Annotated in this window: 23 protein-coding genes; 11 read left to right on the top strand and 12 right to left on the bottom strand. The window is 56.4% G+C overall.

Features of this window, described 5'->3' with window-relative positions; genetic code table 11:
* Positions 1 to 8: 8 nt before the first annotated feature.
* From ACWJ62_RS16835 to ACWJ62_RS16880, 10 genes are all read right to left on the bottom strand, one after another.
* Complete coding sequence (locus ACWJ62_RS16835; RefSeq protein WP_088557238.1) at positions 9 to 638, bottom strand: TetR/AcrR family transcriptional regulator; 630 nt, start codon at positions 636 to 638, stop codon at positions 9 to 11.
* Between the two features lie 18 nt (positions 639 to 656).
* Positions 657 to 1,469: an exodeoxyribonuclease III gene (gene xthA, locus ACWJ62_RS16840; protein ID WP_449287232.1), complete on the bottom strand. Its 813-nt coding sequence runs from the start codon at positions 1,467 to 1,469 to the stop codon at positions 657 to 659.
* A gap of 81 nt (positions 1,470 to 1,550) precedes the next feature.
* On the bottom strand, positions 1,551 to 2,291 hold the full coding sequence (locus tag ACWJ62_RS16845; protein WP_449287233.1) for a hypothetical protein: 741 nt from the start codon (positions 2,289 to 2,291) through the stop codon (positions 1,551 to 1,553).
* On the bottom strand, positions 2,288 to 2,809 hold the full coding sequence (locus tag ACWJ62_RS16850) for a DUF2878 domain-containing protein (RefSeq protein ID WP_449287234.1): 522 nt from the start codon (positions 2,807 to 2,809) through the stop codon (positions 2,288 to 2,290). The genes ACWJ62_RS16845 and ACWJ62_RS16850 overlap by 4 nt, the downstream gene beginning before the upstream one ends.
* A complete protein-coding gene (locus ACWJ62_RS16855) occupies positions 2,806 to 4,080 on the bottom strand; it encodes a class I SAM-dependent methyltransferase (RefSeq protein ID WP_449287235.1) in 1,275 nt (424 codons plus the stop codon). Before ACWJ62_RS16855 ends, ACWJ62_RS16850 begins: the two co-directional genes overlap by 4 nt.
* Positions 4,068 to 4,952 (bottom strand): DUF1365 domain-containing protein, encoded by an 885-nt coding sequence (locus tag ACWJ62_RS16860; RefSeq protein ID WP_449287236.1) that lies wholly within the window; start codon positions 4,950 to 4,952, stop codon positions 4,068 to 4,070. The genes ACWJ62_RS16855 and ACWJ62_RS16860 overlap by 13 nt, the downstream gene beginning before the upstream one ends.
* A 2-nt stretch (positions 4,953 to 4,954) precedes the next feature.
* Positions 4,955 to 6,220, bottom strand: a complete 1,266-nt coding sequence (locus tag ACWJ62_RS16865; protein WP_449287237.1) for an NAD(P)/FAD-dependent oxidoreductase — start codon at positions 6,218 to 6,220, stop codon at positions 4,955 to 4,957.
* Positions 6,217 to 7,017 carry an SDR family NAD(P)-dependent oxidoreductase gene (locus ACWJ62_RS16870; protein WP_449287238.1) on the bottom strand — a complete coding sequence of 267 codons (801 nt, stop codon included), beginning with the start codon at positions 7,015 to 7,017 and terminating at the stop codon, positions 6,217 to 6,219. The genes ACWJ62_RS16865 and ACWJ62_RS16870 overlap by 4 nt, the downstream gene beginning before the upstream one ends.
* The gene (locus ACWJ62_RS16875; RefSeq protein WP_449287239.1) at positions 7,014 to 7,481 is read right to left on the bottom strand and encodes a nuclear transport factor 2 family protein; all 468 of its coding nucleotides are present in this window, start codon (positions 7,479 to 7,481) and stop codon (positions 7,014 to 7,016) included. Before ACWJ62_RS16875 ends, ACWJ62_RS16870 begins: the two co-directional genes overlap by 4 nt.
* Positions 7,478 to 8,434 (bottom strand): acyl-CoA desaturase, encoded by a 957-nt coding sequence (locus tag ACWJ62_RS16880; RefSeq protein WP_449287240.1) that lies wholly within the window; start codon positions 8,432 to 8,434, stop codon positions 7,478 to 7,480. Before ACWJ62_RS16880 ends, ACWJ62_RS16875 begins: the two co-directional genes overlap by 4 nt.
* A 116-nt stretch (positions 8,435 to 8,550) precedes the next feature.
* Here ACWJ62_RS16880 and ACWJ62_RS16885 point away from each other — a divergent pair, with 116 nt between their 5' ends.
* Positions 8,551 to 9,579, top strand: coding sequence for an NAD(P)/FAD-dependent oxidoreductase (locus tag ACWJ62_RS16885; protein ID WP_449287241.1), 1,029 nt, complete (start codon positions 8,551 to 8,553; stop codon positions 9,577 to 9,579).
* Here the strand turns inward: ACWJ62_RS16885 and ACWJ62_RS16890 are convergent.
* Positions 9,569 to 11,053 (bottom strand): HD domain-containing protein, encoded by a 1,485-nt coding sequence (locus ACWJ62_RS16890; RefSeq protein WP_449287242.1) that lies wholly within the window; start codon positions 11,051 to 11,053, stop codon positions 9,569 to 9,571. The two genes, ACWJ62_RS16885 and ACWJ62_RS16890, sit on opposite strands and share 11 nt — an antisense overlap.
* Positions 11,054 to 11,167: 114 nt before the next feature.
* Here ACWJ62_RS16890 and ACWJ62_RS16895 point away from each other — a divergent pair, with 114 nt between their 5' ends.
* From ACWJ62_RS16895 to ACWJ62_RS16925, 7 genes are all read left to right on the top strand, one after another.
* Positions 11,168 to 12,376 (top strand): PP2C family protein-serine/threonine phosphatase, encoded by a 1,209-nt coding sequence (locus tag ACWJ62_RS16895; protein ID WP_449287243.1) that lies wholly within the window; start codon positions 11,168 to 11,170, stop codon positions 12,374 to 12,376.
* Between the two features lie 14 nt (positions 12,377 to 12,390).
* Entirely contained in the window at positions 12,391 to 12,882 is a 492-nt protein-coding gene (locus ACWJ62_RS16900; protein ID WP_008171643.1) for an STAS domain-containing protein, read from the top strand.
* Positions 12,883 to 12,942: 60 nt separating this feature from the next.
* The gene (locus ACWJ62_RS16905) at positions 12,943 to 14,010 is read left to right on the top strand and encodes an NAD(P)H-dependent glycerol-3-phosphate dehydrogenase (protein WP_449287244.1); all 1,068 of its coding nucleotides are present in this window, start codon (positions 12,943 to 12,945) and stop codon (positions 14,008 to 14,010) included.
* A gap of 42 nt (positions 14,011 to 14,052) precedes the next feature.
* Positions 14,053 to 14,502, top strand: a complete 450-nt coding sequence (locus ACWJ62_RS16910) for a SixA phosphatase family protein (RefSeq protein WP_449287245.1) — start codon at positions 14,053 to 14,055, stop codon at positions 14,500 to 14,502.
* A 45-nt stretch (positions 14,503 to 14,547) separates the two neighbouring features.
* Positions 14,548 to 15,444: a radical SAM protein gene (locus tag ACWJ62_RS16915; protein ID WP_449287246.1), complete on the top strand. Its 897-nt coding sequence runs from the start codon at positions 14,548 to 14,550 to the stop codon at positions 15,442 to 15,444.
* 24 nt (positions 15,445 to 15,468) lie between these two features.
* Positions 15,469 to 16,035 (top strand): DUF1285 domain-containing protein, encoded by a 567-nt coding sequence (locus ACWJ62_RS16920; RefSeq protein ID WP_449287247.1) that lies wholly within the window; start codon positions 15,469 to 15,471, stop codon positions 16,033 to 16,035.
* A gap of 198 nt (positions 16,036 to 16,233) precedes the next feature.
* Positions 16,234 to 16,695 carry an FKBP-type peptidyl-prolyl cis-trans isomerase gene (locus ACWJ62_RS16925; RefSeq protein WP_148607078.1) on the top strand — a complete coding sequence of 154 codons (462 nt, stop codon included), beginning with the start codon at positions 16,234 to 16,236 and terminating at the stop codon, positions 16,693 to 16,695.
* A gap of 222 nt (positions 16,696 to 16,917) precedes the next feature.
* On the opposite strand, the gene ACWJ62_RS16930 is transcribed toward ACWJ62_RS16925, so the two are convergent.
* Complete coding sequence (locus ACWJ62_RS16930; protein WP_449287248.1) at positions 16,918 to 18,570, bottom strand: electron transfer flavoprotein-ubiquinone oxidoreductase; 1,653 nt, start codon at positions 18,568 to 18,570, stop codon at positions 16,918 to 16,920.
* A 418-nt stretch (positions 18,571 to 18,988) separates the two neighbouring features.
* Between ACWJ62_RS16930 and ACWJ62_RS16935 the strand changes: the two genes are divergently transcribed.
* From ACWJ62_RS16935 to ACWJ62_RS16945, 3 genes are all read left to right on the top strand, one after another.
* On the top strand, positions 18,989 to 19,738 hold the full coding sequence (locus tag ACWJ62_RS16935) for an electron transfer flavoprotein subunit beta/FixA family protein (RefSeq protein ID WP_008171627.1): 750 nt from the start codon (positions 18,989 to 18,991) through the stop codon (positions 19,736 to 19,738).
* On the top strand, positions 19,739 to 20,680 hold the full coding sequence (locus ACWJ62_RS16940; RefSeq protein ID WP_113864172.1) for an electron transfer flavoprotein subunit alpha/FixB family protein: 942 nt from the start codon (positions 19,739 to 19,741) through the stop codon (positions 20,678 to 20,680).
* 109 nt (positions 20,681 to 20,789) lie between these two features.
* Positions 20,790 to 21,629 carry a putative RNA methyltransferase gene (locus tag ACWJ62_RS16945; RefSeq protein WP_449287249.1) on the top strand — a complete coding sequence of 280 codons (840 nt, stop codon included), beginning with the start codon at positions 20,790 to 20,792 and terminating at the stop codon, positions 21,627 to 21,629.
* Positions 21,630 to 21,637 lie beyond the last annotated feature (8 nt).

Below are 21,637 nucleotides of genomic sequence, written 5' to 3' on the forward strand. Positions count from 1 at the left end.
GTTACGGCTCAGAGATAATCCCGGCTCATCAGCCGGGCTTCCTCCCTGTCGGCCGGCGCAAGGTAGGGCAGCACCAGATGCATCATCTGGTAAACACCCCGGCCCGGATCCACTGCCTCCCGGTCATCCAGGTGAGAGAGCGTATCGAAAGCGCTCCAATAACAGGCGGTTAGCGTCAACTGCTCACAAAGAGAATCAAGTTCTTCCTGCTCAATCGCCATAATGCCCTGGCGTCGAAAGCTCTCGCAAATCGTCTTGAAAGCCAGTCTTTTCTTTTTTTGGATGCGCTTGAATCGTACCTGCAGCTGATCGTACCGGGACAACACGTTTACCAGATCCTGGTAGAGAAACCGGTAGCGGGCTACGGTCTCGAACAGCAGATGCAGAAAGAACCCCTGCTGGTCGAGGCTGATGTTGGCGTCTTCCGGAACCGCCAACAAGTCCACCATGTCGTGTTCGTACTGGTCGAAGATTTCCTCGACAATGTCACCTTTGCTCTTGAAGTGGTAATAAAGGTTACCCGGGCTGATATCCATCTCATCAGAAATCAGCAGGGTGGTGACATTGGGCTCTCCGACGGTGTTAAACAGCGCCAGGCTGGTCTGGAGGATGCGGTCGCGGGTTTTGATTTTTTTCATATCGCGCCGGGCCAGCCCCTAGAGTTCGAAGCTCGCCCAGACCGGACAGTGGTCGGACGGCCTTTCCATGGCTCGAATGTCGTAGGAAACACCCGCTTTCCGGGCTTTGGGCAGCAGGCTGTCACTGGCCATGATCAGATCAATCCGCAGACCACGCTTGGGGTCTCGCTCGAAACCCTTGCTGCGGTAGTCAAACCAGCTGAAGGTGTCCGCCTCATCGGGGTGAAGGTGCCGGAACACATCGGTATAACCGCGAGATTCAACCTGGCCCAGCCATTCCCGTTCCTCCGGGAGGAAAGAGCATTTGCCGGTCCGCAACCAGCGTTTGGCGTTGTCGGCGCCGATACCAATGTCTTTGTCGGTTGGAGAGATGTTCATATCCCCCATGACCACCACGTGGCCGCCCGCTTTCTTGAGCTCGTCCAGGTAACGCATCAGATCAGCGTAGAACTTCTCCTTGGCAGGAAACTTCACCGGATGGTCACGGCTTTCACCCTGCGGAAAATAGCCGTTGACCACCGTCAGCTTTTCACCATTGACAGTGAAATGGCCGGTAATCAGCCTGCGCTGGGAATCCTCACCATCCCAGGGGTAGCCTTTGATAACCTCCTCCGGCTCCGCTTTCGAGAGCAGCGCAACGCCATAGTGGGTTTTTTGCCCGTGGAAATGCACGTGGTAGCCAAGGTCCCGGATCGCTTCTACCGGAAAGTCGTCGTCCTGAGCCTTGGTTTCCTGGAGACCGATAAAATCGGGAGCGAGGGTGTCGATTACGGCTTCAAGCTGGTGCAGGCGGGTGCGGATACTGTTGACGTTGAAAGAGACGAACATCATTTCAAAATACTCTCCGGCGTTGATTCCCGTCGGAGTTTACCACACTGACCCCCGGGGTCAGCCTTGGCAGGGGCGACAGTTTCAGGGGGTCAGTTCACAATCCGGGGTGGTATTCACTCTGTAGCGGATATGCGCTGTGTAGTTTTCATCCTGGTTTTTCCGAATATTGGTGAGGCCCAGGTAGTCGGAGAGGGTACCAGAGTTGCTGTAACCCAGCACAATGGGGTCGACCAGAAACCTCAGCACCATGCCGGTGGGGCGTATCTGTACCACATGGTCGGCATTCACCCGGTCGTTCTCGACCCGCTCCAGCACGAAGCCATAATGCTCGCCGCGGGTAGGCCCGAGAAATCGAAATTCAACCGGTTCGCCGGCAACCACACTCTGCCAATTCTGACGGACGAAATTATCGAATCCGGCATCCACAACGGTGTTGGTCGGGTATGTCACCTCGAATCGCTCTGAATCACCGCCGGGCGTCTGCCAGTCAATCACCAAAGTGTCCGGTTCAGGGTAGGTGATCTTCATCTCTTCATTGAATGTCGGCTGAACAAAGTCTACAGAGGGACGCATCGCTGAAACCTCGTATTCAAGGTCTTTGCGGGCGAACGACTCGTCCGCGTCCGGTTTGAAGTAAGTCACCTGGTGTTGCCGGGGACGAAACACGCCTTCCTCACAGGTACCATCAACGGAGTGGCGCTCTTCGTAAATGACGTTGCCGTCTCCCGTGGTTGCGGTACCGATGAAACTGAAATCTGCGGCCGCGGCCGGCCATGCGGCTGCCAACAGCGCCACGTAAACTGACCAGGTAGCGCGTTTCATCGAACCAGCTCCGGGTAAAGCGCTTTTCGGGCAAACAGCAGCAGCGGAAATACAACCAGCCAGCCAACCCCCAATGCGATCAGTGACGGCACCAGTTCCGGCAGCTGCACAGCACCGAGTTGGCTCGCCGACCAATAGGCGAAGGGGCCGGCAAAGGGCGCAAGAACGAAGGGTAGCCAGGCTTTCTTGCTGATCCAGTCGAGGGAATGGCTCAGAGTCGTCATAAAGATGGCCCAGATGGCCACAAGCCACGGCGGAGTCAGCATCACCTGCCCGGTGCCGTCGTCCAGAATGCCGGTCCGGAACCAGATGCCGTCCAGAATCGAGCCGACGACGGTTCCCAGGCCGATGAACTGAAGCTCGGCCATCCGGTTCTGGCTAACCAGCACAAAATGCAGCACCAGAAATATCACCACGATCCCGGCGCCGATCAGACCGGGATAAAACACGCAGCCAAACCAGCCGGCCTGGAACAGCAGGAAATTGAGAACGTTACGGGCAGTCTCGGAGGCGATCATACGCTCAAGATATTCTCGCGTTTGTTACCGGGCTTGGCGAACACCAGCTGCGCCACGCCAATGGCGCGCTCGCTGAAGCCGGCTTCACAGTAGGCAAAGTAAAAGTGCCACAGGCGCCGGAATGCTTCGTCGTAACCCATCGACTCCAGCCTATCACGCTGCGCCATGAACCGGTCGCACCAGTCATGAAGGGTCCGGGCATAGTGGAAGCCGGAATCCTCGGCATGGGTGAGCACCAGTTTGCTTTCGTTTCGAACCGATTCGAGGATCGCTCCGAAAGAGGGAATAAAGCTTCCCGGGAAGATAAATCGCTGAATGAAATCAACGTTTTTCAGAGCTCTCTGGTACCGCTGTTCCGGCATATTAATGGCCTGCACCAGAGCCAGCCCGTCGGGCTTCAACAGGGCGTTTATCTGGGAGAAATAGCTGTCGAGAAACTGAGGGCCAACGGCTTCAATCATCTCGATGGAAACAAGTTTGTCGAACTGCCCCTCGAGGTCCCGGTAATCGTCAAACAGGAGGGTAATCTGGTCTTCCAGTCCCTCTTTCTGGACCCGTTCTTTCGCTAACTCCAGCTGTTCTCTGGAAATGGTCGTCGTGGTTACATGACAGCCGTAGTGTTTGGCTGCATGGATCGCAAAGCCTCCCCAGCCGGTGCCGATTTCAATCACCTTGTCCCCGTGTTGAAGGTCCAGCTTCCGGCAGATGGTGTCCAGTTTGTGCACGGCCGCTTCTTCAAGGCTGGAATCGACGCTGGGATAGATCGCGGAGGAGTACATCATGGTCGGGTCGAGGAAGGTCTCGAACAGATCATTGCCCAAATCGTAATGGGCACTGATGTTCTTACGGGAGCCTTCCTTGGTGTTCCGATTCAGCCAGTGAAGACCCTTGAGGGCAGGCTTGGTAACCCAGCTGAATCGGTCTTCAAATTCGTTCATACGATCGACGTTTCGGGTAAAGAACCGGAGCAGGGCGACCAGATCCGGCGTCGACCAGTCACCAGCCACATAAGCCTCGGCGGCGCCAACACTGCCGCCGGTCAGCAGGTCCCGCCAGGTGCTGTGATCATGGATGATCAGTTCCGCGGGCTCGTAAAGGGCACTGCCATCGCCGAATACCAGATCTTCGAATCCGGATTCCCGAACCGTCAGTTTGCCTTCGCCCAACAAACGGAGCTGCTGAATCACCAGGGCACGTGCTAAGCGGCTAATAGCCGGCAGGCTGCCCGATTCGGATTTGGTGTTTTCAACCGAAGTATTCAGGTTCTCCATGAGCTTACCCTTCCACGAATCTTGTCATTGGTCTCGGAGCTGGTGACATCCAGCCCGGAATCATCGTGCCCACGGCGGTAGGCGGTATCGTCCTCGGAAAGCTTGTCGGGGTGGGTGTAAAACGGTGCACCCTTTAGCTTGAGGCGCAGGGCGTGCCAGTAAATACCTGCCACAACCTTGAATGCCTCGAGCGGAAATTTTCGAAGACTTCTGTGCACATCTTTACGAGTGAGAGGGGTGCGTTGGACTACCAGAGTGGCATCAAAATGTTTGCGACCCTCTTCCAGAACATTTATGTGAATTCTCAGGTCAGGGCCCCGGAAACTGAACGTCCACTCGTAGTGCTGGTTCATGCCGTTGAAAGGAGAAACATGAAAGCGTTTGCTGAAGCCAAACTGTTCGGTGCGCCAGCCCGCCTGGTTGGGCTCCGCACCCGTCGTCTCCAGGCAATAGGCATGACGGTCATGCCACGGGGTGTTGGTAATCTGGGCGACGATGACCTTTGGAACCACGCCATCCGCCGGGCATTCCCCGGCGCGGTAGCAGAAATAGAAGCTGACCGGATTGAACACGTAACCAAAGTAACGCGGATGGGTGATCAGCTCGACTTCACCATCCGGGCGCCAGCCGGTGGCCCGTTCCACGTGGTCACGCACAGCTCCAGACAGGTCGCCAGTCTCCGGACTGAAGTAATCCTTGCGCTTCAGAGACATCCAGTTGAAACGTTCCAGGGAAAATAGCGGGCTAATGCCGGAAACCTGGTTCCACTCGTCGGTGTCGAGGGCCAGCATGCCGGTGCTGTAGCTGAATTCGTGCTGCACCGGGTACTTCCGCCTGTGCCGGACAGTACCCTCCAGCCATTGGCTGTTCACGGTCAAAGCTCCACCCCGAATGCTTCGGTTACCCGCAGCGCGCTGCGAACGCCATCTTCATGGAATCCGTTGAACCAGTAGGCCCCACAGAAATGGGTGCGGTTTTGGTTACCGATTTCGTCGTAGCGTTCCTGAGCTGCCACCGCGTCCAACGTGAATACAGGATGGGCGTACTCGAATCGCTTGATGACCTTATCGGGATCGATATCGCGGCTGCGATTAAGGGTCACACAGAAGGTTTCCGGGGCATCGTGGAAATTCTGCAGTGTATTCATGTTGTAGGTGACAGAAACCGGTTCGGTACTGTGGGTCGGAACAAAGTAGTTCCAGGCAGCCCAGGCCCGGCGATTGTCCGGTAACACGCTGCTGTCTGTATGAAGCACCACATCGTTGTTCTGGTAGGCCATGGCACCGAGTATGTCCCGTTCCTTGTCGGTCGCGTCAGCGAGCATGGCGAGGGCCTGGTCGCTGTGGCAGCCAAAAATCACCTGGTCAAAGTGGTGTTCCTCGCCCCCGACAGTAACGGTTACACCGTCCTCATGCCGGACAACCCTGTCGACAGGGCTGTTCAGATGCATGCCATCACCCAGCCGATCCATCATTTTCTTCACGTACTGGGCAGACCCTCCGGAAATCACCCGCCAGGTGGGGCGGTCATCCACAGACAGCATGCCGTGATTGTTGAAAAACTGTAGGAAGAACCGGATTGGAAACTGTTCCAGCACAATTTCTGGTGCTGACCAGATAGCCGCACCCATCGGGACAATGTAGTAGTTCCTGAAATAGCGGGAGTACCCATTCCGGTTGAGGTATTCCCCCAGTGTTTCTTCATTGCTGATGTTGCCGGCTTCAAGGTCTGCACGGGTTTCCTTGTTAAAGCGGAGAATCTCCCGCACCATCTTCAGGAACGGTAGGTTGAGCAGATTCTTTCGCTGGGCAAACAGGGTGTTCAGGCTTGTGCCGTTGTACTGCAGGCCGGTGCTGCTGCAGTCCACGCTGAAGCTCATGTCGCTGACTTCCGACGGAACTCCCAGCCGCTCCATCAGTTTGATGAAATTCGGGTAGGTCCAGTCGTTGAATACGATGAAACCGGTATTGACCGGCCAGGTCCGGCCACCGGCTTCGACCTGTTCGGTGTTGGTGTGGCCGCCGGCATAGTCGCCCGCTTCAAAAACCTGAACATCATGTTTCTCGGCCAAAAGCCAGGCAGCCGTGAGGCCGGAAACGCCGGCCCCAATGACAGCAATCCGCTGACGCTCACTACTCATCCATTGTTTTCCTGTTCGGTGTTGCTTTTACGGGCCATGGAAGCCGACATGCGGTCGATTAAGGGCCGGGGAAGGGCGCCCAGCGCTTTCAGCATCCAGGTGAAACGCTTGGGGAATGCGATCTCGTTCTTGCCACGCGCCAAGCCACTGACAATGCGTTCCGCCGCATCCTCTGCAGAAACCAGAAAGGGCATGGGAAAATCGTTACGGTCGGTCAATGGTGTCTTGACGAACCCGGGGGAAACCACCACGACGTCGATCCCCTCGGCGGCAAGGTCTGCCCGGAGGGCATGGGCAAAATAGGTCAGGGCCGCCTTGGAAGCGCCGTAACCCTCAGCCCGGCCAAAGGGGAACCACCAGGCGGAAGAACTGACGATCACGAGGGTCGCCGGCTGTCCTTTGGCACGGCTACGCCTGAGGGCAGGCAGAGCAATATCGAGACATCGCGCCGTACCAATCACGTTGGTGTGAATGTTCTTCTCGATAACGTCGCTGTTGTAGCGCGCGATATCAAGATATTCACAGGTGCCGGCGTTCAGTATCACCATATTCAGGTCGCCGTGGTTCTCCAGTGTACCCGCAATGGCCTGGAGGTCGTCTTTGCTGGTAGTGTCTGCCGCCGCCGGTATAATCCGTTCTGGCGCTGCTGAAGCGAGCTCCTCCAGAGCCCCCTGACGGCGGCCGGTAATCACAAGCCGGTGACCACCGCGTGCCAGAGCGCGGGTAACGGATTCACCAATGCCGGAGCTGGCGCCAGTAATCCAGATATTCGAGGTTTCCTGAAGTCGATCACTCATCCTGCCTGATCCTTGATCCAGCGAATGGCCCTGCCAATCACCGGCAGGTTTTCGTAGAGCATTTCTCCGGCGTCAAAGTAATCACGGTGGTAGCACACCATTCCGTCCCGGATTTCGAGGTGGCTGATGCCCTGCACCTGGACTTCACCGCCCTTGCGAAGGCGCTTGTGACGGAGATGCATAACCCAGGGCACGGCGGCAAACTCACCCTGAACAACGGCTTCACCGAATTCGAAGCGACAAGAGATGACATTCGCATAGGCATCGGCGAAATAGCGAGTCAGCTCATCCAGCCCCGTTACGGTGCTCAGTGGGTCCTGAAACAGGATATCCTCACTATAGACCCGGGAAAGCTTGTTCAGATTCCCCTTGTCGAGCTCGTTGAACAGCGCTCTGAAAGTATCGAGCGTTGCCGGCACCGCGGAATTACGCGTACCTACTTCGATCTTTGAGGCGGTTGTCATTGCCTGCTCCTCCTCATTCTGTCCAGTTCGCGTGTTTCTTCCTGAATGTGCTTGGGTATCGGGTTGAGTTCCCAGATGATGCCAAGCTTCGACATCAGCCATAGCCCATACCAGGTGACGTCAATTTCATACCACCGGAATCCCTGGCGAACAGATTGGGGCCAGCGGTGATGATTGTTGTGCCATCCCTCGCCCAGGGTGAGCAGGGCGAGCCAGAAATTGTTCCGGCTGTCGTCCGACGTTTCGAACCGGCGGTTGCCCCAGACGTGGGACAGCGAATTGATGGATACCGTGGCGTGGAACAGCACGACCGTTGAAATGAAGAACCCCCACACGAGCATCTGCAGGCCGTTGGTCCCCAGCCCAGGAGCCCAGGCGGCCAGTGCCTCACCCAGCGCGTAGATACCGACGGCTGCGAGAGCTGGTACGAGGGCATCAAACCGATTAATCAACTTGAGTTCCGGGAATTTCAGCCAGTCCCGGATCCGACGTTCATCGGTTGCAAAGCCGGCGTCACAGGTGAACCATCCCATATGTGACCACCAAAAACCGCCCTGATGGGGCGAGTGAAGATCCTGAACGTCATCGGAGTGCTGATGATGATGCCGGTGGTGGGCGGCCCACCAGAGCGGGCCGCGCTGGGCGGCGCTGGCGCCGAGCACAGCGAATACAAATTGTGCAGGCCGACTGGTCTTGAACGTCTTGTGGGCAAAATAACGATGGTAGAATCCGGTAATCGCAAACATCCGCACGAGGAAGAAAACAATCGCAAATCCGATAGCGAACGCACTCACGCCGGTGTAGAACGCCAGAAGGCAGGCCAGATGGAGCGCAATGAACGGAATAACCCGTAGAAAATTGAATGATCTGGACGTGGTGTCTATGTGATCCGAACCTGCTTCGGAATCGAACCACCTCAAAATGTTTGTAAGCCAATTCTGCATTCGGGTCATACCCTGACTGCCCTTTCTCTTTAATGGAACCTTGATCGCACACTCAGCCTTGTTGCCGCTGATGTTTCATGGAGAGTAGTACGATCTCACTACTGTAATTGGATGCACGATAAACCATGTTTAATCAAACCTTTGATTCGTCACTTATACGCCATATCGCCATTGTCGGTTCAGGCCTCTCCGGGCTGACCGCCGCTATCCAGCTGCGCGGTCTCGGCTATGACGTCACCGTCTTCGAGAAAAGCCGTGGGCCGGGTGGCAGGCTTGCGGCGAAGCGGGTATCCGACGGATCAGCAGATATGGGCGCGCAGTACTTCACCTCCCGAAACCCGGATTTCCTGCCGTTTCTCCGCGAATTTGCCGGCTCTAACAGCTTCGGACCGTGGGAAGGGCGGTTTGGTTTCCAGACGAAGGCTGATACATGGGAATCTTTCCCGCAGGAGACCCGTTACGTCGGTATTCCGCGCATGACAGCCATAACCCGGGCACTGTCCGGACACGCTCATGTTGTTACCGAGACGCGTGTTGCCAGGTTGGCCCGAAACGACCAGTCCTGGTCGCTCTTTTCCACCTCCGGCTCGAACCTCGGTGACTTTGACGCAGTCATCATTACCGCGCCTCCGGCACAGGCCCGGGAGCTGCTGGCGGACAGCGGCCTCGACGATCTGGCTTCCCACCTGGACGATCCGGTGAGTCGGGTTCTGCCTTGCTGGGCCGTTGCAGCCCATTTTTCGGTATCCCCCTGGATTCACCATGAAGGTATGCGCTGCCGTCACCCGGCGCTTTTCTGGGTGGCCAACAATTCCAGCAAACCCGGCCGGGAGGATGCCGGGCAGTGGTGGGTGTTGCACGCCAGTCCGGCGTGGACGGAAGAACACGTTGATACTCCCGCCGACGCAGTTGCAGAAAAGCTGCTTGCTGCTTTTCAAGAAACCACCGGCTTCGATAGCGGCCCGGATGACTTTGTCACGCATCGCTGGCTTTACGCCCGCTCTGAAGGCGGTGACCAACCCGGGCACCTGTGGTTCCCGGAGAACCGAATCGGGCTAGTCGGCGACTGGCTTAGTGGCGGCCGGGTAGAGGGCGCGTTCGACAGTGCCTGCGGGCTGGTTGCCGAACTGACTGCCGCTCCCGCTACTCAGTGAGAGACTCCTGGCTACCGGTGGTCACATCGGGCCGGGTATAGAAATGCGTGATGGTGCCGTCACTGAATTTGCTGAAGAAGGCGCTCACATCGGTGATCTTCTTCAGCGACCGGGTGCGGTGAATGGGTTCGCGCACAAGCACCTTGATGCCGTTGAAGTTGTCCTGGATGTTCGAGAAGCGCGCCCGCATCGAGCAGGTCACCACCTGGGCAGGACTGAGAGAAAGCTCTCCCGCCAACCATGCGCTGTGACGTTCGATCCCTCTGGCCGAGAGGTCTTCCCGCGTATCCAGGTGGTTCAGCTTCACACGGTTTACAATGCAGAACGAGAAACTCTTAGGGTGTTTGCGGGCTACTTTCCGGAACGCCTCCCAGAAGAAGTTGTCGGTCAGTTCCGCAAAGTAGGTCATGTCGCTCAGGCAGGTATCCACCCATTCAAAGTTTTCCGGGTCATCAAGCACTTCGTTGATCGCTTCTCGAAGCAGCCAGTCAAAGCCCAGCGCGGTCTTGTGGGCGTAAACCTTGCGGTACATCTGATGGCGACTGTAGACAAAGTCTTCGAGCGCCCCCAGTCCTTTCTGGGTGATGGCCAGCCCCAGCCAGGGTTCGGATACATCCCAGCCAAAACGCAGGTTGCTCAAAAGATGATCCAGATTGAAGCCGCCGATGGTTACCGACGAGTGGAAGCCATCTCGCAGCATGTAATCGGCCCGGTCCGCATCGATTTCGCCGGATACAATGGATGACAGCAGATCCATCACCAGCCCGGGTATGTTTTCGCTGAGCGGTGATCCCGCAGCGGCGTCCTCTCCCGCAATAAACGCCCAGAATGTGCGGGCGTGACGGCAGAACGTCTCACTGGGTTTTACGTCCGTCGTTTCCATGATGCCGATAATGTCCCGGGCGAACAGCCCGGCACTTTCCAGATCCACCGCCATAAGCACATCGTGGGCAACACGCACCGAATAATGCTCGTGTTCCAGTTCCTCGGGCTCCTCCGGGTGATAGGTGGAATAATCCACGCCGCGCCACAGATCCCGGAAGCGGCCGGGATGGGACATCAGTTCCCGAATACGCCGGGCCTGGGTGAACTGATGGGAAAAGCTGGAATGTCCGCTGTCATGCAGCAGGCAGCCCAGCCGGATGGTTTTGGCCAGATAGTCGATGGCGTCGAGCTGGCTCAGGCTCAGGTCGGTTTGCTCGCTGAGCTGGCGCTCCCTGAGGTAGGCGTCGATCATCGAGCGGAACATGCGGGTGCCCACATGCATCACACCAATACTGTGTAGAAATCGGGAATGGGTTGCGCCGGGAAAGACCAGGCTCAGTATGTCGTTCTGGCAGATGTTTCGCAGTCGCTGGAACAGCGGGTGGTCAATCACCTGGATCTCGTGCCGGTAAAGTGGAATGCCTCCGTGAACCGGATCCATGATCAGCTTGTCATAGGCTCCGAGTAGATCGTTTACGGCACGTCGCATCAGATGGAATCCTCCGATTTCATGAACTTGGCCTTGTTATATCACAGGGGCGTGCCAGAATAGGCTTAATCAAGCCAATTTATCGTTTATCGCTGGTAGTTTAGGGCAGTCGCCATGACCTCGCGCACCGAGCGCATACTTATATTAGACGCCGATGAAAAGGCCCGCACGGATCTCGCCCGTTACCTTGAAGCGAGGGGGTTCTACGTCACCGGCTACCGGGATCTCGCCAGCGCCAAGGCGCTTTTCGACGATAACATTCCCGACGTCATCTTTGCAGACCTGCCTCCGGAGTCCATCCGGGATCTTGCCAACCGCCTGGAAGAAGCAGAAACATTCACGCCGATCGTCGCGTGTTCCTCCAGCGAGTCCAGTGCCGATGTGGTCAGCGCCCTCAGGGCCGGGGCGGCGGATTTCGTCCTCAAACCTTGCAACGACGACAAGGGCGCACTGGACGATGTTATTGGAAAACTGTTCGACCGGGTCCGGGTCAACCGGCTGAATCAGCTTTACCGACAGGAGCTCGAAGAGGCAAATCGGGATCTGCGGGACGGCATCGCCGAGCTGCGGGCAGACCAGCGCGCCGGCCGAAAGGTACAGTTGCGGATGCTGCCGGAGCACGAACAGGTGATGAGTGGCCTGCACGTAGACCACATGATCAAGCCATCGCTCTATCTGAGCGGTGATTTTCTGGATTACTTCCGTATTTCCGACGACAAGGTTCTGGTCTACATCGCCGATGTGTCCGGCCATGGCGCCAGTTCCGCGTTTGTAACCGTACTGCTGAAAAACCTGACCAACCGGTTGCAGCGGAACCTTCGCCGGGGCTCCAGTGAAGATATCCTGTACCCGGACCGATTCCTGGAGCGCATTAATTCGGAGTTGCTGGATACCGGCCTCGGTAAACACGTAACTGTGTTCGTTGGCATTATTTCCCTGAGCGAACGTAAGTTGAACTATGCAGTGGGCGCCCATTTCCCGATGCCCATCCTGTCTTTTGAGGGTGGGGAGGCTGCGTTTCTTGAAGGAAGCGGGCTTCCGGTAGGGCTGTTCGAAACGCCGGAATGGGAAGTGTACGAGGTTCCCCTGAACAAACCGTTTCATCTGACCCTGTTTTCGGATGGAATTCTGGAAGTTATCCGGGAAAAGGGACTGGATGAAAAGGAGCGGACACTACTTGAACTCGTATCGGGAGGTCGTCACACTATCGCCTCTCTTAATGAGGCTCTGCATCTGGAACAGATCACAGAGCTGCCGGACGATATCGCTATCGTATCGGTAACTGATACCATGAACGGATCAGATAACACCCCGGCGAATTAGTGGCAGTGTGAAACATGGCTGGTTACAAGATCCTGCAAGCTGAAAAACAGGGCATCTATGTCCTGAAGTTTATTGGGGAAATCCGGCTGAACCTGTGTTCGACGCTGGACAATCTGGTTGAGTCCATCACCCAGGACCCGGAGTTCAAGACCGTGGTGATCGACCTGACCGAGACCGAGATTATCGACAGCACCACGCTCGGACTGCTTGCCAAGATCGCCATGGCGGCCCAGAAACAGAGCAACTTCCTGCCCACACTTATTTCGACTAATCCCGACATTACCCGCATTATCACTTCCATGGGGTTCGACAAGATCTTTATCATTGTGCGAGAACCCGCGTCCCGAATTGAAGAGCTTGAAGAAATTCCCGTACTCAGGGCCAGCGAACAACAGGTTCGAGACAAGGTTCTTGATGCCCATAAAGTGCTGATGGGCCTGAACAGCCGAAACAGGGAAGAATTCAAGAATCTGGTGCGCGCTCTGGAATGTGAAGAGCCCGGTTAATTGCGCCGCCTGAGCGCGACTGTGCCGGTATCACACCTGATCTGACAAAACGGAAGAACTATGTCTGAACAATCGACGCCCCGGAACACTGAGGCAGCCGGACCAGTGCACGATGTAGCGGTTCTGGGCGGCGGCAGTTTTGGTACTGCCATGGCCAAGGTGCTGGGTGAAAACGGTCACCGTGTTCATTTCTGGATGCGTGGCAAAGCCCAGGCCGAAGAAATCCGCAGTACCCGGATCAATAGCCGCTACATGCCAGGCATTGAGCTGACCGGTGACATTCAGCCCACCACAGACCTGGCAGACGCGGTCAGCAAGGCCGAAATCGTATTTGTTGCCATTCCGAGCAAGGCCTTCCGGGCCGTTATCCGGGAGAACAGCGACAAATTCCGCGACGAACAAATCGTCATCAGCCTCACGAAGGGGATTGAAGAGCACGGTTTCAAGTTGATGAGCGAGATTCTCCAGGAAGAGATCCCCCGCTGTCGTATCGGCGTGCTGAGTGGCCCCAACCTCGCGGGTGAAATCGTAAACCGGGATTTGACCGCCACTGTGATTGCCGCGAAGGATCCGGATGTGCGCCGCTCGGTACAGGACCTCCTGGGTTGCGAGTATTTCCGCGTGTACGCGAACGTCGATGTGTATGGTGTGGAACTCGCCGGTGCACTGAAGAATATCTATGCAATTGTTGCGGGTCTTGCCTCTGCCCTGGAAATGGGAGAAAACGCCAAGGCCATGCTGATTACCCGCGGCCTTGCGGAGATGAGCCGGTTTGCCGTCAGCCTCGGCGCCAACCCCATGACATTCATGGGCCTGGCGGGTGTTGGTGATCTGATCGTGACCTGCACCTCGTCCAAGAGCCGGAACTATCGAGTGGGCTATGCCGTTGGCCAGGGCCAGAAACTGGACGATGCCGTGGCGGAACTCGGGCAGGTGGCCGAGGGCATCTATACCCTGAAGCTCGTCAAGCAAAAAGCGGAGGCCATCGGCATCTACATGCCACTGGTTCGTGGGCTTTATGAGATCCTGTATGACAACGCTTCAATTAAAGCGGTCATCAATAGCCTGATGATGTCGGTCCAGAATTCCGACGTAGAATTTATACTGCCGCGGACCATCAGCCAGTAACGGGCCCGCTGAACCGGGACCAGGCCGGAAAGGAGAGAGCCCTTGCAACTGCTCATCATGCGCCATGGGGAAGCTGGCTGGCATACGCTGGATCAGGAACGTGAACTGACAGAGGCCGGCCGGCTAGGCGTGGCCGAGGTTGCCGCCCGTATTGCGGAGTCGCCCTGGCGACCGAAGCTGATCTGGAGCAGCCCTTACGTGCGGGCCCGGCAAACGGCCGCTATTGTCTCCGAAATTCTCAATTGTCCCGTTGAAGAAAAGATGTTTATCACTCCGGACGACGACCCTGGAGAGTGCCTTGATTCACTGATTGAGCATCACGAATCACCCCTGCTGATTGTTTCCCACATGCCCCTGGTTGGGGGGCTTGCCACGCTTCTGGTTGATGCACACCGCCGGGGTATTCCGTTCATGACCTCCCAGGCCGTAATGTTGGACATGCCGGTGGTCGGCCCTGGGTGCGCTGACTTGAAAGCCCAGTTTCTGCCCTGATATTGCCAGTAACTCACTTTTGAATCCTTGAATCCGAGCCCGACTATGTACAGCTTTCCCATCGACTACGTAGAGCCGGTCTTCCGGCCTCCCAGTGAAGCCAAGTCACTGATCCTGCCGGTCACCAACGGCTGCTCCTGGAATAAGTGCACGTTTTGCGAGATGTATACGCAGCCGCAAAAGAAATTTCGGGCCCGCAAGCCTGAAGACGTGCTCCAGGACATCCGGAATGCAGCTCGCAGCTTGGGTGGCATGCGCCGGGTCTTCCTGGCAGACGGCGATGCCATGGTGTTGCCGACCCGTCGGCTGTTGGAAATTCTGGGTCAGCTCAGGGAGGCTTTTCCGGATCTTCAGCGGGTTTCCAGCTACTGTCTGCCCCGCAATCTCGCCAAAAAGACCGTGGAAGAATTGGCCCAACTGAAGGAAGCAGGCCTGGAAATTCTCTATGTCGGTATGGAATCCGGCGATGATGAAATCCTGCGCCGGGTCAACAAGGGTGAAACTTGGGAATCCACCCGCTCGGCACTGCTGAAAATCCGTGAAGCGGGGCTGACGAGCTCCGTCATGGTGCTGAACGGCCTGGGCGGGGAAAACCTTTCGCGCCAGCATGCGATCAATACCGCAACGCTCTGCAATGAGACTCAGCCAGATTATCTCTCTACCCTCGTGGTCAGTTTCCCACAGGGCGAAGAACGGTTTCGGGAGGGCTTTGGTGACGATTTCGTGCCGCTGTCTCAAAAGGGGCTCTTTGAAGAGATACGCCTTTTCCTGGAGCATCTCGAACTGGATAAGACCATCTTCCGCAGCGATCACGCTTCAAACTACCTCGTGCTGAAGGGCACGCTGGGCCGTGACAAGCAGAAAATGCTGGACCAGGTAAATCTCGCCATTACCAACCCCGGCGCTGCACCGTTGCGCGCGGAGTGGATGCGCGGGTTGTAATTCAGAGAGTCGGGAGCCACGGTTATGAGCATGAATCCGGATAATCTTGCAAAGCAGGTGGAGGAAACCGTGAGGAATGCCGGGAATCCACCCCTCGATCAGTGGGACCCCGAGCTGTCTGGGGATATGGATCTTCGCATCAGCCGTGATGGCCAGTGGATCTTCAAAGGCGAGCCGCTGGCTCGAGAAGCGATTGTACGTCTGTTTTCCACCATTCTCCGCCGGGAAAGCGACGGCGAATACTATCTGGTGACGCCCGTTGAAAAGTGGCGCATACAGGTGGAGGATGCACCGCTTCTCGCCCATTCCCTGACCGTGGCTGGAGAGAGCGACCGACAGGTGATTTCCCTGATCACCAATGTTGGCGAAACGCTCGAGATCAGCCAGGACCATCCACTGGAAGTGACCACCTATCCAGGCTCCGATGAACCAAGGCCCGTGGTAAAGGTTCGCCATGGGGTTGAAGCGCGACTGGTAACCGCAGCCTATTACGACCTGGCGGAGCATGTTGTGGAGCGGAATGAAGACGGGCACCCGGTTCTTGGGGTGTTCAGCCACGGAATTTTCTACAAAATCGGGCAGGGTGGTTGAAAACCCGTACCGCGGCCCCAGAATTACGGTAGAAAACGCATTAGCTCAGTTGTTAAACTGTGTTTTCATACTTGTTATGAGCCTGGCTCTCTAACGAGGCCCGGTGGTCGTTAGTCCCTCTGTGCAGTCTGGCTGTTCACGATCACTTTCGATTGCCTAAATCAATTAAACAGTCATTGCGACACGCAAGGAGATCACATGGCCCAACCTCGTGTTGTCACCATCCATTACACGCTCACCAACGATCAGGGAGAGCAGCTTGACTCCTCCCGTGTAGAAGGTCGTGAGCCTCTGTCTTACCTGGAAGGTGCACAGAACATTATCGGTGGACTGGAAAGTGCACTGAACGAAAAGAACGCAGGCGATCAGGTTAAGGTGTCTGTAGAACCCGGCGAAGGCTACGGCGAAGTCAACGAAGAGCTGATCCAGCCGGTTCCGCGGTCTGCATTTGAAGGCGTCGATACCATCGAGCCGGGCATGCAGTTCCAGGCGCAGACCCCGGGCGGCCCCCAGGTTGTTCGCGTGGTTGAAGTTGGCGACGAGACCGTCACCATCGACGCTAACCACCCGCTCGCCGGCGAGACCCTGCACTTCGACGTAGAAGTAGTAGAAGCTCGCGAAGCGACTGACGAAGAGCAAGAGCACGGCCACGCTCACTAAGCTTTTCTGAAGCGCGATCAAAAACGGCTCCCGAGGGAGCCGTTTTTTTATGCCCACAATAATCATGTCGGATTACGGCTGTGCCTAATACGACCTACAAAGACACCATTCGAAGCCTCACACCAACCCCGTAGGTCGGAATAGGCGCAGCCGTATTCCGACATTCCGACAGCCCCAAAAAAAACGGCCCGCGAGGGGCCGTTTTATCACCGGAAGCCGAACTTACATGTTCGGATAATTCGGGCCGCCGCCGCCTTCCGGAGTCACCCAGTTTATGTTCTGGGCAGGATCCTTGATATCGCAGGTCTTGCAGTGAACACAGTTCTGGGCGTTGATCTGGAAGCGCTTACCACTGCCGTCGTCTTTCTCAACAACCTCGTACACGCCAGCCGGACAGTAGCGCTGTGCAGGCTCGTCGTATTTCGGCAGGTTGTCGCGAATCGGAAGCTCCGAATCTGTCAGCTTCAGGTGTACCGGCTGATCTTCCTCATGGTTGGTGTTGGAGATAAACACCGATGACAGGCGGTCAAAGGTCAGAGTGTTATCCGGCTTGGGATAGGTCACCTTCTTGCACTCGGCCGCCGGCTTCAGGGTAGCGTAGTCCGGAGTGGTGTCATGGAAGGTGATCGGCAGACTGCCGCGCAGGATGTTCTGCTCGAAGAAGGCGATGGCACCGCCAACAATGTTGCCGAACTTGTGCATGGCCGGGCCGAAGTTACGCTCGGCGTAGAGTTCCTTGAACAGCCAGCTGTCTTCAAACTTCTTCTGGAAGCTGCTGATTTCCTCGCCGCTCTTGCCATCCTTGAGTGCTTCGAAAACCGCTTCGGCGCCCAGCATGCCGGACTTCATGGCAGTATGGGAGCCCTTGATCTTGGAGCCGTTCAGTGTGCCTGCATCACAGCCCAGCAGCAGACCACCCGGGAAGCTCATCTTGGGCAGAGCGTTGTAGCCACCTTTGGTGATTGCACGGGCGCCGTAGGATACGCGCTTACCGCCTTCCAGGTGTTTCTTGATCTCCGGGTGATGCTTCAGGCGCTGAAATTCCTCGAACGGGCTCAGGTGCGGGTTGCTGTAGGAAAGATCCGTAATCAGGCCCACGTAAACCTGGCCGTTTTCCAGGTGGTACAGGAAGGAGCCGCCGGTGGAACCGGTCTCTTTCAGCGGCCAGCCAGTGGTATGAACTACCAGGCCTGGCTCGTGTTTGGCCGGATCAATATCCCAGAGTTCCTTGATGCCGATACCGTAGTGCTGGGGATCCTTGCCTTCATCCAGATTGAATTCGTTGATCAGGCGTTTGCCCAGGTGGCCACGGCAGCCCTCGGTGAAGAGAGTGTATTTGGCGCGCAGTTCCATGCCCGGCATGTAGCCGTCTTTTTCGGAACCATCACGGGCCACACCCATATCGCCGGTAATAATGCCTTTCACCTGACCGTCCTCAACGATGGTCTCGGACGCGGCAAATCCGGGATACACTTCGACGCCCAGGCCTTCGGCCTGCTCGGCGAGCCAGCGGCACAGGTTGCCCAGACTGATTATGTAGTTGCCATGGTTGTGCATGTTTTTGGGCACAAACGCATTGGGGATTTTGGTGGCACCTTCCTGGTTCTTCAGTAGGAAAATGTCGTCACGGGTAACCGGCGTGTTGAGCGGAGCACCTTTCTCTTTCCAGTCCGGGAAGAGTTCGTTGAGGGCAGTGGGCTCGAATACGGTACCGGCCAGAATGTGGGCGCCGATCTCAGAACCTTTCTCAACAACGCATACGGTGAGTTCCTCGCCAGCTTCCTGTGCCAGCTGCATGACACGGCACGCTGCCGACAGGCCCGCCGGGCCGCCGCCGACGATCAGAACATCAAATTCCATCGATTCGCGTTCCACGTTGGTCTCCTCAAACATCTTTAATGGATATTATGTGCCCGCAGGCCAATTATTCTGGGCCGCCATCATACCGGTAAAAGTGCCTATAGACGACTGCCCCAAGCCGTTTTTCCCGACTCGCATAACCAAAAGGATACCGTATTTGAAGAATCAAACAAACGTTTGTTTGAAATTCGCTCTGTCCTTTGGCATTGTAAGAGCACACTGAAACATCGTGTGTTTTGAGTCGAAATCTAGTATCGTCTCATTGCCGTCCCCGGTCAATACCGGGGAATTGGCTGAAAGTTCAGTCCTGGCGCGTCGTTTGAGGCTATTGATTCTGCTGAGTGTTGCCTCCATTATTAGTGCGCATTGAATTCAGGCAGGCTCTGCGCGAGGACTGCAAGTCATAAACCCATCGTAGAAGAACGAGGAATCTATGAAGGTTCTGGTCGCTGTAAAACGAGTAATCGACTACAACGTAAAGGTGCGCGTCAAGCCGGACAACACCGGTGTTGACCTCGCCAACGTCAAGATGGCAATGAACCCGTTCTGCGAAATCGCGGTAGAAGAAGCCGTTCGCCTGAAAGAGAAGGGTGTTGCCAGTGAAATCGTGGTGGTATCCATTGGCCCGAAAGCCTCTCAGGAGCAGATTCGCACTGCGCTGGCGCTGGGTGCGGACCGTGGTATCCACGTCGAAACCGACGAGGAGGTTCAGTCTCTCGAAGCGGCCAAGCTGCTCAAGGCTGTTGTTGAGAAAGAAGAGCCCAAGCTGGTCATTCTTGGCAAGCAGTCCATCGATTCCGATAACAACCAGACTGGCCAGATGCTGGCCGCACTGACCGGCATGGGTCAGGGCACTTTCGCTTCCGAAGTGGTTGTTGAGGGCGACAAGGTTAACGTAACCCGTGAGGTAGATGGTGGTCTGATGACCGTTGCTCTGAATCTGCCTGCCGTTGTTACTACCGACCTGCGTCTGAACGAGCCGCGCTACGCTTCTCTGCCGAACATCATGAAGGCAAAGAAGAAGCCGCTGGACAACATGAGCCCGGCCGATCTGGGTGTCGACATCGCTCCGCGCCTTTCCACCCTGAAGGTTGAAGCACCTGCTTCCCGTCAGGCGGGTGTGAAAGTGGCCGACGTTGCCGAGCTGGTCGATAAACTGAAGAACGAAGCGAAGGTGATCTAAATGAGCATCCTTGTAATTGCTGAACATGACAACAGCAGCCTGAAACAGGCTACCCTGAATGTTGTAGCGGCTGCCAAGGCCATCGGCGGAGACATCGACGTACTGGTTGCCGGTGAGAACTGTGGTGCCGTTGCTGAAGCAGCTGCCAAGGCCGAAGGCGTTAACAAGGTACTGGTTGCCGATAACGCTGCTTATGGTCACTTCCTGGGTGAGAACCTGGGTGAGCTGGTTGCCGAAGTAGGTAAGGGCTACAGCCACATCCTGGCCGCCGCTGGCACCGTGGGTAAAGACTTCATGCCGCGCGTTGCTGCACTGCTGGACGTTGCCCAGGTTTCCGACATCATGCGTGTGGAGTCCGAAGACACCTTCGTTCGCCCGATCTACGCTGGTAACGCGATTGCCACTGTGAAATCCAGTGACAGCATCAAGGTGGTTACCGTTCGTCCGACGGCGTTTGATCCGGTTGCTGGCGAAGGTGGCTCCGCTGCCGTCGAACAGCTGGACGTAGTAAAAGACGCTGGCCTGTCCCAGTTCGTTAATGAAGAGCTGGCCAAGTCTGACCGTCCTGATCTGGCAAGCGCCGGTATCGTTGTTTCCGGTGGTCGCGGCATGCAGAACGGCGACAACTTCAAGATGCTGGAGCAGGTTGCCGATCTGATGGGTGCTGCTGTTGGCGCATCCCGTGCTGCAGTTGACGCCGGTTTCGTACCGAACGACATGCAGGTTGGCCAGACCGGTAAGATTGTTGCTCCGCAGCTGTACATCGCTGTGGGTATTTCTGGTGCCATCCAGCACCTGGCCGGTATGTCTGACTCCAAAGTGATCGTTGCGATCAACAAGGATGAAGAAGCACCGATCTTCCAGGTTGCCGATTACGGCCTGGTAGCGGACCTGTTCGAAGCGGTTCCGCAGCTCGAAGAAGAGCTGAAGAAAGTTCTGTAACTTTCTGTTCGGCTTGAAAAAAGGCACCTTCGGGTGCCTTTTCTTTTGGGTGAAACCAAAATTCCTGCCATGATACCGAGTCCCGACTGTTGAACTGGATACACGAACCATGACCACCATGCCGTTTGACGCACTAGCCTGCCCACTGGACGGTTGCCCGCTCATCCACAGCGAAAAGACCTGGCGTTGCGAGAATGGGCACAGTTTTGATGTTGCGCGGCAAGGCTATGTCCATCTGTTACCGGTCCAGAAGAAACGCACTCTGGACCCGGGTGACAGTAAGGATATGGTCGCGGCCAGACAAAGGTTCCTGAATGCAGGCTTCTACAAACCAATCGCCGACTCTGTGAGCGAAATCGCGCTGCAATCGCTGCCGAGTGAGGGGACTGGTTCGGTTCTGGACGCCGGTTCCGGAGAAGGTTATTACCTTCGACACCTTGCAAACCTTGCTGGCACCAGAAGCCTTTCCATGATCGGCGTCGACATCTCCAAATGGGCAGCTCTGGCCGCCGCCAAACAGGACAAACAGACACGGTGGGTGGTCGGCAGCAATGCAAATCTGCCAATACTGCCGGACTCGCTGGATCTGGTGCTTTGCCTGTTCGGTTTTCCGGTTTACAGCGAATTTGCCCGGGTGCTCAAGCCTGGAGGGGAGGTGGTTCAGGTAGATGCGGGTCCGGACCATTTGCGGGAGCTCCGCGAAATCATTTACCCCGAGCTGAAGCCGCCCGGAGACAATGAAAGCGATGCCCCGGAGGGTTTCGGACAGCTGGATCCCACCGTCGTTCGTTTCCCGCTGACCCTTCCAGACCAGGACACCATTGCTGATCTTCTGGCCATGACGCCGCATCTGTACCGAGCCACCTCAGAGGGCCTTGATAAGGCTGCGGCGCTCGAATCACTGGAGGTGACAGTCGACGTGGTTTTGAAACGTCTGGAAAAGCGCTAACCACTGAA

Source organism: Marinobacter sp. PE14, assembly GCF_053566155.1.